The sequence below is a fragment of the Desulfovibrio sp. genome (assembly GCF_035644575.1).
In the GTDB taxonomy this organism is placed as follows: domain Bacteria; phylum Desulfobacterota; class Desulfovibrionia; order Desulfovibrionales; family Desulfovibrionaceae; genus Desulfovibrio.
This window is the reverse complement of sequence record NZ_DASQOG010000033.1, coordinates 1-11502: the sequence shown is the minus strand read 5'-3', so window position 1 is coordinate 11502 and position 11502 is coordinate 1. Positions and strand designations below refer to the sequence as shown.

The window sequence follows — 11502 nt, the reverse complement described above, 5'->3', positions numbered from 1 at the left end:
GCGCCTTTTTCAAGGGCCGTGGTAATGGTGGGCAACGAAGCGCGGATGCGCTTGTCGTTGGATACCTGTCCGTCCTTCATGGGCACGTTCAGGTCTTCGCGAATCACAACGGTTTTGCCGGTCAGGTCCAGATCCTGCATTTTCTTGATGGGCATATGCGTTCTCCCTGTAAGAGGATTTGCTTCTTTCTGTCGGCCAGTTACTTTCCAAGCTGCCGGAAAAGGCCTTCCGCCACTTCCAGCACATGCGCCACGGTAAAGCCCAGACGCTCAAAAACTATCTTGGCAGGGGCGGAAGCGCCAAAGCGCTCCATACCGACCACCGCGCCGTCCAGACCCACATACTTGCGCCAGTAATCCGCAGCGGCGGCTTCAATGGCAATGCGGGCGCGCACGCCGTGAGGCAGCACGCTTTCCTTGTAGGCTGCGTCCTGCGCGTCAAAAATCTCGGCGCAGGGCATGGAGACCACGCGGGCCTTGCGGCCATCTGCGGTAAGCTGGTCAGCGGCTTCAAGGGCAAGCGACACTTCGGAACCAGTGGCGATAAGAATGATCTCGGGCGTGCCTTCGCAGTCGCGCAGCACATAGCCGCCGCGAGCGATGGCTTCCACCTGGGCGGCGTCGCGCTGGCAGAAAGGCAGATTCTGGCGCGAGAGCGAAAGCCCGGTGGGCGTGTGGACGCTTTCAAGGGCGCTACGCCAGGCCACGGCGGTTTCCACCGTGTCGCAGGGACGCCACAGGTTGAAATTGGGCATGAGGCGCAGCATGCCGAGCTGTTCCACAGGCTGGTGGGTGGGGCCGTCTTCGCCCACGCCGATGGAGTCGTGCGTCAGCACCCACACTGCGCGGATACCCATGATGGCAGCCAGTCGCAAGGCGTTCTTGGCCTGATCGGCAAAGGACATGAACGTACCCGCGTAGGGGATGAACCCACCGTGCAGGGCAAAGCCGTTCATGATGGCGCTCATGCCGAATTCGCGCACGCCGTAGGAAACATAGTTGCCCTTGTGGGTCTGCACGTCCATATGCTCGGAGGCGCTGGTCAGCGTGCCCACGGAGCCGGTGAGGTCGGCGGAGCCGCCCACCAGTTCGGGCAGGCGCGGCACGAGACATTCAAGGGTTTTCTTGGAAGCCACGCGCGTTGCCGTTGTTTCGGCCTTGCTCACGGCTTCTTCAATCATGCCGCGCGCAATGGCGGCCCAGTCTTCGGGCAGTTCACCGCGCATACGGCGGGTAAATTCTGCGGCAAGCTCGGGATTGGCCTTGGCGTAGGCGGTATAGGCATGTTCCCAGGCAGCCTCGGCAGCCTTGCCCTTTTCACGCGCGTCCCACGCGGAATACAGATCCTGCGGCACGGTAAAGGGCTCTTCGGTCCAGCCCAGAGCCGCGCGGGTGGCTGCAATGCCATCGTCGCCAAGGGGCGAGCCGTGGCAGGATGCGGAATCGGCCTTGGGCGAACCAAAACCAATATGGGTGCGGCAAATGATCAGGCTGGGACGGCTGTGGTCGGCCTTGGCCTCGGCAATGGCGGCGTCCAGGGCTGCGGCGTCGTGCCCGTTGATGGGGCCGATGACCTGCCAGTGGTAGGCGCGGAAGCGGCCCGCCACGTCTTCGTTGAACCAGCCGTCAATCTTGCCGTCAATGGAAATACCGTTGGAGTCGTAAAGGGCAATGAGCTTGCCCAGGCCCCAGGTGCCAGCCAGAGAGCAGGCTTCGTGCGAAACGCCTTCCATCAGGCAGCCGTCGCCCGTGAACACATAGGTGTGGTGATCCACAACCGTGTGCTCGGGCGTGTTGTAGCGGGCGGCCAGCATGCTTTCGGCCAGCGCCATGCCCACGGCGGAAGAAATGCCCTGCCCCAGCGGGCCGGTGGTCATTTCAATACCCAGATCAGGCTCGTATTCCGGGTGCCCTGCTGTTTTGGCCCCCCACTGGCGGAAATTGCGCAGCTCCTCCATGGGCAGATCATAGCCCGTGAGGTGCAGCAAGGCATAGAGCAGCATGGAGGCATGGCCGTTGGAAAGCACAAAGCGGTCGCGGTCAAACCAGCGGGGATTGCTCGGATTGTGCTTGAAACCGTGACGCCACAGGGCTTCGGCCATGTCGGCCATACCCAGAGGTGCGCCGGGGTGACCGGAGCGGGCTTTTTCAATGGCGTCCATGGCAAGGGCGCGGATGGCGTTGGCGCACTGTCTGCGGGTGGGCATGACTCTTTCCTCTATTTTTGCGTGATATGGTTGGCGGCGCGGCGTCTCAGGGCATCTTCCGCATGGCGGGGCATTCTGCCCGCAAGCGGAGCCATAAAGGCGGCAAGCCGTTTGTCGTAAGGTTTGTGACCAAAAAAGGCCGAGCCGGACACAAGGACTTCCGCCCCGGCGTCCACAAGCAGGGCCGTGTTTTCGGGGCATACGCCGCCGTCGATCTGGATGAGCGCCTCTGCCCCGCCGTTGGCGTCAAGCATTTGCCTGGCCGCGCGAATTTTGTCGAACGTGGCGGGGATGAATGCCTGACCCGAAAAACCGGGGTTCACGCTCATGAGCAGCAGCATGTCCATATCCGCCGCCAGCCAGCGGGCCGCGTTCACATCCGTGCCGGGGTTGAGGGCAAGCCCCGCCTTGCAGCCCATGGCCCGGATGGCCGTGAGGGTGCGCTGCGGGTGCTTGTCGGCCTCGGCGTGGATGACGAGCATGTCTGCCCCGGCCTTGTGGAAATCGGCAATATAGCGGGCCGGATCATTCACCATGAGGTGCACGTCAAAAAAAAGCCCGCTGACAGACCGTAGAGCCTTTATCAGCGGGGGACCAAAGGTGATGTTGGGCACAAAAGCCCCGTCCATCACGTCCAGATGCAGCCAGGTGACTCCGGCGGCTTCAAGAGCGCCTAGCTCTTCAGCCAGACGGGCAAAATCGGCAGACAGCAATGAGGGCGATAAGATCATGATTATATCGGGGTGAGCGTGTTTGCGGGGGAGGGCCACCAACAGAAAGGGTCGCCTCCCCCGCGTCCCTTCCCTGAAATCTTTTGTTGCGCCAGCAGGACGCAGCCTATTTTTCGCTGAGCAGACGGCGCAACGAGATCAGCTCCCGCTGGAGCATGCGCATAAAATCCGGGTCCGGCACCGCCGCCACGCGTTCGGGCAGGCTTTCATCCACCACGGCGCTTCCCGCAAGTACGCGGCGCGCGCCTTCAATGGTCATGCCCTGCTCGTGCAGCAACTGCCGGATACGCCGCAAGAGGGCCACGTTTTCTTCCGTGTACAGGCGCTGCCCCTTACCGGTGCGCAGCGGCGCCAACTGGGGAAACTCAGTTTCCCAGAAGCGCAGCACATGGGTTTTGAGGTCGAGCAGTTCTGCGACCTCACCTATGCGGTAGGTATTGTCGGGCGTGTGGTCCGACATGTCATACCCCTCCTGACACTCTCTGAAAATGTGCCGGAATTGCGCAGGCCCGAAAAAGCCGGGCCTGCGCGCACTGTGTTAGATCTTTACGCCCAGAGCGCTTACAAGCGACTGTGCCACCTTCTCCCGCTCCTTGTCCACTTCCGTATCCTTGAGAGTACGCTCCGCATGGCGGAACGTGAGCCGGAAGGTCAGGTTGCGCACGGGTTCCCCGCCCTGCTCCGTCTTGGGTTCAAAGCAGTCGACCAGGGTCACTTCGTCCAGCAGGGGCAGCTTGAGCCCCTGCACGTGGGCAGTGATGTCGGCCACCTTGAGGCCCGGCCCGGCAGTCACGGTGATGTCGCGCCGCACAGGCGGATACACCGGCAGGGATGCAAAGCGCACTGTGGCGGCATCGTGCAGTTCGCGCAGGATGTCGAGATTCATTTCAGCCAGCCACACGTCCTTGCGGGCGTGGTATTCGTCTGCCATGGCGGGTTTGACCCGGCCCATGAAGCCCACGGCGCGACCATCCACAAAGATATTCACGCAGGGCAGCAAAAAGGCATGCTCCTGAGCCAGTTCATAGCTGGGCGCGCCAAGATGCAGATAGTGCAGCAGGTTTTCCACCACGCCCTTGAGGTCGGCATAATCCATGTCGCCCTCAGCCTGGGGCCAGGCCGTGTCGTAGCGCGCGCCATACAGGAGCACGCCCAGCATGCCCGTTTCGCGGGCGGTGGTTTCAGATGCGGCGTCAGCTTCAAAAATATTGGCAAGCTCAAACAGGCGCAGGCCCTGTGCGCCCTGAGCGAGGTTGTTGCGCAGGTCGTACATGAGGCCGGGGGCCAGGGCGGTGCGCAGGGCGTCCTGCTCCGCCGAGAGCGGATTCATGATGGAAATGCGGCCCTCGCGCGGCATGGCGAGATGATCCATGTCCTTATGCCCCACAAAGCTGTAGTTCACGGCTTCGTTGAGACCAAGGCCAGCGCCCCAGTGCTTGAGGCGCGACCAGAATCCGTAACGCGATTCCGGCTCGCCTGCGCGGTCGAGGTTGCGGGCAATGGCGGGCAACACGGGGGCAATGGTATCCAGCCCGTGCACACGGCCCACTTCTTCAATCAGATCAGCCTCGCGGGTGAGGTCGGGCCGCCAGGAGGGCTGGCTCACGCGCCACACCGGGCTGCTTTCGCCCTTGTCCACATTGCATCCCATGCCGGTGAGCACCTTTTCATCAAAGTCCGCACCAAGCTGCACACCCAGCAGGGAATCGGCCCGCGCGGGGCGGAATTCAATGCTTGCCGCCTTGAAGGGGCGGGGTTCGTTGATGGAAAGGCCGCGCTGCACACGCCCGCCGCTGACGGCGGCCATCATGGCGCAGGCGCGGTCAAGCGCCCACACGGTGCGCTGCTGGTCGATGCCGCGCTCAAAGCGGTAGGACGCTTCGGACGAGAGGCCCAGACGACGCGATGTTTTGCGGATGGTCGCGGGCTTGAAGACCGCGCTTTCCAGAAACACATTGGTGCTGGCATCGGAAATTTCGCTGTTCAGGCCGCCCATAACGCCAGCAAGGGCCACGGCACGAGCGCCGTCGCGGATGCAGAGGTCGGCTGCGGTGAGCGCGCGTTCCTGCCCGTCAAGCGTGGTGAAGGTATCGCCTTCCTGCGCGCGGCGCACCACAATGCGGCCGCCTTCCAGCTTGTCCATGTCAAAGGAGTGCAGGGGCTGACCGCATTCAAACAGAATATAGTTGGTCACGTCCACGATATTGGAAATGGGGCGCACACCCACGGCATGCAGGCGGTGGCGCAGGCGCATGGGCGAAGGCCCGATCTTGACGCCCGTGATGACGCGGCCGGAATACAGCCAGCAGTGCTCGGGGTCGTCAATATCAATGGGAACCAGCACTTCTGCGCCGGAATCCAGCTCCAGCGGCAGCTCGGGAATGGAGAACGGCAGGTTGCAGGCCAGCGCCGTTTCGCGCGCGAGGCCAAGAACTGAAAGGCAGTCAGCGCGGTTGGGCGTGATGGAGATATCCAGCACTTCGCGGTCCAGCTCAAGCTGCTCCACCAGGGGCTTGCCCACCACAAAGCTTTCAGGAAGCACCATGATGCCGGTATGGTCTTCGGTCAGGCCCAGCTCGCGCTCGGAACAGATCATGCCAAAAGAAGGTGCGCCGCGCAGCTTGGCTTTTTTGATCACCATGCCGTCGGGCATCTTGGTGCCCACCAGGGCCACAGGCACTTTCTGGCCCGCAGCCACGTTGGGCGCGCCGCAAACGATATCAAGCAGCTCGCCCTGCCCGGCGTCCACCTTGCAGACGTGCAGATGGTCGGATTCCGGATGATTGTCGCACGAAACCACATGCCCCACCACAATGGAGCTTATGGCATCGTAGGGCCGACTGATGTCTTCCAGCTCAAGGCCGAGCATGGTCAGGCGGTCGCCCAGCGCCTCAGCCGTTCCTTCATACGGAGTAAATTCACGCAGCCATGAAAGTGAGAGCAGCATAGTTCGTCCTGTTTCCGCGCCTTGGCGTGGTTATTTGAAACTCCAGGCAGGAGTCTGATTTTGCGGATCGGGCAGTGGGCGCTCGTAGCGCTCGCTCTGGCCCGCGCCCACACCGTAGGCCCCGGGTCTGGGGCGTTTGGGAGCGGGTTTTTCTTCCGGCTGGCGGTCGTCAATGGTGTTGCCGTAAGCGTCCGTATAGCCCATGCCGCCTTCTGCCGTGCGCCCCGCGTTCTTGCTGGGCAAGGTCTCGATGCGCTTGGGTTCGCCCGGCGCATCCATGCCTGAATGGCGCGGGGTATAGGCTGAGGCGGCCTGGGCTTCATCCGCCGCCAGCCAGCTCTGGCTGTCGGGTAGCAGGGCAGCCGCCAGCAGACCCAGCAGCATAAGGCACACGGGCAGCGCCTTGAGGCGGCCTGCGCGCATGGAGGCATTGCTGCCAGCGATGGGGCTCATGACGCTTGGCATAGTGTCCTACCGGGCAAACTGGCCAAGGAAGCGCACGTCGTTTTCAAAAAACATCCGCAGATCACCGATGCCGTACTTGAGCATGGTCACGCGTTCCACGCCCATGCCAAAGGCAAAGCCGCTGACATCCGCAGGATAGCCCACGGCTTCAAACACGGCAGGGTCGACCATGCCGCAACCAAGGATTTCAACCCAGCCCGTTGTTTTGCACACGCGGCAGGGTGCATCGCCAATGTGGCCCTTGCCGCCGCACATGCAGCAGGAGATGTCCACTTCTGCCGAAGGCTCGGTAAAGGGGAAGAAGCTGGGACGGAAGCGCACCTGGGTTTCAGCGCCAAAGACCGCGCGCACAAAGGCTGTAAGCGTGCCGCGCAGATGGGCCATGCTGATGCCCTCGCCCACCATGAGGCCTTCGATCTGATGAAACATGGGGGTGTGGGTGAGGTCGCTGTCGCGCCGGTACACCTTACCGGGGGCAATGACGGCCAGAGGAGGCTTGCGCGCCAGCATGGTGCGGGCCTGCACGGGCGAGGTGTGCGTGCGCATGAGCACCTTTTCGGTGACATACAGGGTATCCTGCATGTCGCGGGCGGGATGCTCGGGCGGCATGTTCAGGGCTTCAAAATTGTAGTAGTCGATTTCCACTTCCGGGCCGGAAGCCACGTCAAAGCCCAAATTCTGAAAAATCTTGCAGATTTCTTCCGTCACCAGAGTGGTGGGATGCAGGCTGCCGCGCCAGGGCGCGCGACCGGGAACGGAAGGATCGAAACGACGCAGCGCTTCGGCCTCGCGTCCGGCTTCAAGAGCGGCCTTGCGGGCTTCAAACAGGGCGTTGCAGCGTTCTTTGACGCTGTTGGCGGTCTGGCCCACGGCGGGGCGCTCTGCCGGGGCCAACGCGGGCAACTGGGCCATGATCTGGGCTATGCGGCCCTTGCGGCCCAGAACATCCACGCGCAAAGCCTCAAGGGCATCCAACGAAGAAGCCTGGCCCAGACCTTTTTCAAGTTCGGGAACCAGGCTTTCCAGTGCAGAAATCAGATCCATAGCGGATATCCCAATGCCGCGCGGCGCGGCTTTTTGTTAAGGGAGGCGCAGAATAACGGAAATGACGGCACCCGCTTGCGGCTTGGCCTGACGGCCCTGCCCTGCGGAACATCCTGCCATTTCTGCGGCCTGCGCATCCTCACGGCATGAATTCGCCCTGCCCGCCGGGCAATCCCCGGCGACACAAAAAAATCAAGGCGCGGACGGCGCTTGTGCACCGCCCGCGCCTTATACCATGCAAGGCCCCGCTCCCGCAAGCCGCGCTGCGCCCTATAAGACACAGGCGTCGCTGCCAGGAGGTCTCCCTCCGGCGCGGGGAGCACCGCTCTTAATTCAGAGCGGCCTTGGCCAGATCGACGATCTTGGCGAAGTCGTCCTTGTGATACACGGCAAGGTCAGCCAGAACCTTGCGGTTCAGTTCAATGCCGGCCTGCTTGAGGCCGTGCATGAAGCGGCTGTAGGAAAGACCGCTCAGACGCGCGCCGGCGTTGATGCGGAGAATCCACAGAGTGCGGAAATCGCGTTTCCTCTGCTTGCGGCCCACATAGGAATACTGCATCGAGCGTTCCACAGCCTCGCGCGCGGTGCGGTACAGACGGCTGCGACCACCACGAAAACCCTTGGCTGCGGTCAAATATTTTTTATGACGACGATGACTTGCAAGACCTCTCTTCACACGCATATGCGTTGCCTCCTTCTCCCAACTAGGCGGAGGAATGCCCGTTGGGGAGCGTAAAAAACTTCAGGCTCTCAAGTGAGAGACGCGGATTGAACGTCAGTCGCGGCTCCGCATGCGCCGCCGATGCCGTAGCATCGCGCTGAATTACCTTTTCCCGTCAGAATCTGCCTTTTGCGCTACAGCTCACGCTGCAATTTGCGCAGGATTTTTACTTGCGGACAAGAAAGCCAAGCGGCGCGCCGAAGCGGAGCATAGCAGTCTATGTGACCGAGGCGCGCCCGCGTAGGCTGCCGCAGTCAGCAAGTAAAAAGACAAGCAAATTAGCCGTTGGGCAGCATCCGGCGCACAGCCTTCTCATTGGTCTGATCCACGAGGGTGGACTGACCCAAACGCATTTTGCGGCTGGCTGCCTTCTTGGTCAGAATGTGGCGCAGGTTCTGGCGGCGACGCTTGAACTTGCCGCTGCCGGTCTGCGAAAAACGCTTGGCGGCGGAACGCCGGGTTTTGATCTTGGGCATGGCGTACTCCTTAAAAACGTATACACTCGGACGCCGTTTTACGGGCGCACCGAGGGAAGGGCATAATGCCCCAAAGCTCCGAACCACGCAAGGGAAAATTCATTTCCCCCGCACAGGCGGTCTACGACTGTTTTTTGGGCACCAGCATCATCTGCAAGGTGCGGCCTTCGGCGCGGGCTTCCTGATCCACCTTGGCGATATCGGCAAGGTCTTGCACAACCCGTTCAAGAATGGCCATACCGCGATCTTTATGCACAATTTCGCGGCCCCTGAAAAACACCGTAATCTTACAGCGGTCACCCTCTTCAAGAAAACGGCGGATGTGGCGGACCTTGGTTTCGTAATCATGGTCGTCAGTTTTGGGACGAACCTTGATTTCCTTAATCTGCACCACGGCCTGCCGCTTTTTGGCTTCCTGCTTCTTCTTCTGCTGTTCGTACTTGAACTTGCCGTAGTCCATTATGCGACAAACGGGCGGTTCAGAAGTGGAAGCCACTTCCACAAGATCCATGCCGGCTTCTTTGGCCCGGTCAATAGCATCGTTGCGTTGCAGAATTCCAAGCTGCTCGCCATCGGCGGCGATCACGCGCACTTCACGGGCGCGGATCATCTCGTTGCGACGCACGCCGTCTTGCGGCATGTCGCGACGGAATCTCATATTAGGCGAAGCTATAGCGCATCCCTCCTTGTTTGAAAGGCTCTTCGGCGTCCGTCCGGATCAGCGCGGCGATTTCCGCTACGGATTTGAGCCCCATATTGTCCCCATTGCGCAGGCGCACATTGGCGCCGCCCGCCTGCACTTCTTTTTCCCCCACCACCAGAATATACGGAACCTTGGCCAGTTGCGCCTCGCGCACCTTGAAGCCCAGTTTCTCGTTGCGGGTATCGGCGGTGGCGCGAATGCCCATCGCCTTGAGTTCTTCGCACATCTTGAGGGTGGCCTCGTCGCCCGCTTCCGTCACGGTAAGCAGACGGGCCTGCTCGGGCGCAAGCCATGTGGGCAGCGCACCGGCAAAGTTCTCAACGAGAATGCCGATGAACCGCTCAAGCGACCCCATGATAGCCCGGTGCACCATGACCGGACGGTGCTTTTCGCCGTCCTGCCCCACATAGGTGAGGTCAAAACGTTCCGGCAGGGTAAAATCAACCTGTATCGTTGAGCATTGCCATTCACGGCCAATGCAGTCAAGCAGTCGCACGTCAATTTTGGGGCCGTAAAACGCGCCGTCGCCCTCATTGATCTCGTAGGGCAGTCCGGCTTTTTCCACAGCCTTAGTGAGCGCGTTGGTGGCAAGCTCCCACGCTTCGTCCGTGCCGATGCTGCTCTCGGGCCGGGTGGAAACGGCAACCTTGTACTGGAAGCCGAAGAGATTCATGAGGTCGCGGATAAGATGGATGACCTCAAGAATTTCGCCCTCAAGCTGCTCGGGCGCGCACAGAATATGTGCATCGTCCTGCGTGAACTGGCGCACGCGCAACAGCCCGTGCAGCACGCCGCTCTTTTCGTGGCGGTGCACCACGCCCAGTTCAAAATAGCGCTGGGGCAGATCACGATAGCTGTGCAGCTCGTTGCCGTAAATGAGCATGTGCGAGATGCAGTTCATGGGCTTGACGCCGTAGGCGTCTTCCTCGATCTGCGTAAAATACATATTTTCGCGGTAGTGGTCGTAGTGGCCGGATTTTTGCCACGTTTCCACGCGCAGCAACTGCGGCCCCTGCACGATTTCGTACCCGCGCTTGAGATGTTCGCGACGCCAGAAATCTTCAAGAATGGTGCGCACCATCATGCCTCTGGGCAGCCAGAAGACCATGCCGGGAGCCACATCTTCCTTGAAGGTAAAGAGGCTCAGCTCGCGGCCAAGCTTGCGGTGGTCGCGGCGCTTGGCTTCTTCAAGCTGCTTCAGGTAGGCGTCCAGAGCTTTCTGGTCGGCAAAGGCAGTGCCGTAAATGCGCGAAAGCATGCGGTTCTTTTCATCACCGCGCCAATAGGCCCCGGCCACGCTCATGAGTTTTGCCGCCTTGGCAAAACCCGTGTGCGGCACGTGGGGGCCACGGCACAGATCCGTGAAATCACCGCAGGTATAGAGCGACACCGTGTCGGCATCGATGCTCTCGATCAGCTCAACCTTGTAGGCCTCGCCCATATTGCGGAACACTTCGATGGCTTCCGCCTTGGGCAGCACCTTGCAGGTGAAAGGCTCGCGCGCACCGGCAATACGCTGCATTTCCGCTTCAATAGCAGGGAAATCTTCACTGGAAAAAGGCTTTTCCACGTCAAAGTCGTAGTAAAAGCCGGTATCAATGGAGGGGCCAATAGTGACCTTGGCAGTGGGGAAGAGACGCTTGACCGCCGCCGCCATGACGTGGGCGGTAGAATGGCGGATCATTTGCAGCCCCTCGGGCGAGTCGACGTACACGGGCGCAAGCTCGGCGCAGCCGGCAGGCAGGGGGGCGGAAAGATCCAGCAGAACGCCGTTATCGGCGCGCGCGGCCACAGCCGCCTTGAACTTTTTGCCGCTCAAGGCTTTTTGCAGGACAGAAGCAACGGAATCACCGGCTTCTACCATCTGCCCTTCCACACGGACTTCCATGAAAAGCTCCTTACAAAAATACCCGGAGGCACATAAAACAAAGTGGGGAGGTAAACCTCCCCACTGCGCCGAATCCGGTCTTCGGGTCGCATAAAGCGACCTGTGCTATGGGCGGGGCCAAGGCCTTCCGCCGTTTAGGGGAACTATCCCCGAAGAGTCATTTGGTAGGAACGAACAGACTTGAACTGTTGACCCCTTCCGTGTCAAGGAAGTGCTCTAGCCACCTGAGCTACGCTCCTACATGAGGCAAGCGGTTATATAGCTACTCCCCATGCCGCCGTCAACACTTTTTTGACACATTGCCGCAATTTATCTCTGAAA

The 11502-nt window shown here is 60.9% G+C and carries 11 protein-coding genes and 1 tRNA gene; all 12 read right to left on the bottom strand.

Annotated features, from left to right (window positions below):
- Nucleotides 1-155 (bottom strand): phosphoglycerate kinase (gene pgk, locus VEZ52_RS01435; protein WP_324835218.1); only part of this gene is annotated, 155 nt, incomplete at its 3' end.
- 44 nt (nucleotides 156-199) lie between these two features.
- Nucleotides 200-2206 carry a transketolase gene (gene tkt, locus VEZ52_RS01430; protein WP_324835217.1) on the bottom strand — a complete coding sequence of 669 codons (2007 nt, stop codon included), beginning with the start codon at nucleotides 2204-2206 and terminating at the stop codon, nucleotides 200-202.
- Nucleotides 2207-2217: 11 nt separating this feature from the next.
- On the bottom strand, nucleotides 2218-2937 hold the full coding sequence (gene rpe / locus VEZ52_RS01425) for a ribulose-phosphate 3-epimerase (RefSeq protein ID WP_324835216.1): 720 nt from the start codon (nucleotides 2935-2937) through the stop codon (nucleotides 2218-2220).
- A 106-nt stretch (nucleotides 2938-3043) separates the two neighbouring features.
- Nucleotides 3044-3397, bottom strand: coding sequence for a MerR family transcriptional regulator (locus tag VEZ52_RS01420; protein ID WP_192112323.1), 354 nt, complete (start codon nucleotides 3395-3397; stop codon nucleotides 3044-3046).
- A 78-nt stretch (nucleotides 3398-3475) separates the two neighbouring features.
- Entirely contained in the window at nucleotides 3476-5884 is a 2409-nt protein-coding gene (gene pheT, locus VEZ52_RS01415; RefSeq protein WP_324835215.1) for a phenylalanine--tRNA ligase subunit beta, read from the bottom strand.
- A 30-nt stretch (nucleotides 5885-5914) separates the two neighbouring features.
- The gene (locus tag VEZ52_RS01410) at nucleotides 5915-6337 is read right to left on the bottom strand and encodes a translation initiation factor IF-2 (RefSeq protein ID WP_324835214.1); all 423 of its coding nucleotides are present in this window, start codon (nucleotides 6335-6337) and stop codon (nucleotides 5915-5917) included.
- Between the two features lie 18 nt (nucleotides 6338-6355).
- Nucleotides 6356-7393: a phenylalanine--tRNA ligase subunit alpha gene (pheS, locus tag VEZ52_RS01405; protein WP_324835213.1), complete on the bottom strand. Its 1038-nt coding sequence runs from the start codon at nucleotides 7391-7393 to the stop codon at nucleotides 6356-6358.
- A gap of 328 nt (nucleotides 7394-7721) precedes the next feature.
- The gene (rplT, locus tag VEZ52_RS01400; protein WP_192112319.1) at nucleotides 7722-8075 is read right to left on the bottom strand and encodes a 50S ribosomal protein L20; all 354 of its coding nucleotides are present in this window, start codon (nucleotides 8073-8075) and stop codon (nucleotides 7722-7724) included.
- A 317-nt stretch (nucleotides 8076-8392) separates the two neighbouring features.
- The gene (gene rpmI / locus VEZ52_RS01395) at nucleotides 8393-8590 is read right to left on the bottom strand and encodes a 50S ribosomal protein L35 (protein WP_022657789.1); all 198 of its coding nucleotides are present in this window, start codon (nucleotides 8588-8590) and stop codon (nucleotides 8393-8395) included.
- A gap of 121 nt (nucleotides 8591-8711) precedes the next feature.
- A complete protein-coding gene (infC, locus tag VEZ52_RS01390; RefSeq protein ID WP_022657788.1) occupies nucleotides 8712-9248 on the bottom strand; it encodes a translation initiation factor IF-3 in 537 nt (178 codons plus the stop codon).
- A gap of 1 nt (nucleotide 9249) precedes the next feature.
- Nucleotides 9250-11181, bottom strand: a complete 1932-nt coding sequence (gene thrS, locus VEZ52_RS01385; protein WP_324835212.1) for a threonine--tRNA ligase — start codon at nucleotides 11179-11181, stop codon at nucleotides 9250-9252.
- A 162-nt stretch (nucleotides 11182-11343) separates the two neighbouring features.
- Nucleotides 11344-11420 (bottom strand) — tRNA-Val (locus VEZ52_RS01380).
- Between the last annotated feature and the right edge of the window lie 82 nt (nucleotides 11421-11502).

Excerpts from the sequence above, each read along its gene's own strand:
- tkt (WP_324835217.1), bottom strand. The coding sequence starts at position 2,206 with ATGCCCACCCGCAGACAGTGCGCCAACGCCATCCGCGCCCTTGCCATG.
- rpe (WP_324835216.1), bottom strand. The coding sequence starts at position 2,937 with ATGATCTTATCGCCCTCATTGCTGTCTGCCGATTTTGCCCGTCTGGCT.
- VEZ52_RS01420 (WP_192112323.1), bottom strand. The coding sequence starts at position 3,397 with ATGTCGGACCACACGCCCGACAATACCTACCGCATAGGTGAGGTCGCA.
- pheT (WP_324835215.1), bottom strand. The coding sequence starts at position 5,884 with ATGCTGCTCTCACTTTCATGGCTGCGTGAATTTACTCCGTATGAAGGA.
- VEZ52_RS01410 (WP_324835214.1), bottom strand. The coding sequence starts at position 6,337 with ATGAGCCCCATCGCTGGCAGCAATGCCTCCATGCGCGCAGGCCGCCTC.
- pheS (WP_324835213.1), bottom strand. The coding sequence starts at position 7,393 with ATGGATCTGATTTCTGCACTGGAAAGCCTGGTTCCCGAACTTGAAAAA.
- rplT (WP_192112319.1), bottom strand. The coding sequence starts at position 8,075 with ATGCGTGTGAAGAGAGGTCTTGCAAGTCATCGTCGTCATAAAAAATAT.
- rpmI (WP_022657789.1), bottom strand. The coding sequence starts at position 8,590 with ATGCCCAAGATCAAAACCCGGCGTTCCGCCGCCAAGCGTTTTTCGCAG.
- infC (WP_022657788.1), bottom strand. The coding sequence starts at position 9,248 with ATGAGATTCCGTCGCGACATGCCGCAAGACGGCGTGCGTCGCAACGAG.
- thrS (WP_324835212.1), bottom strand. The coding sequence starts at position 11,181 with ATGGAAGTCCGTGTGGAAGGGCAGATGGTAGAAGCCGGTGATTCCGTT.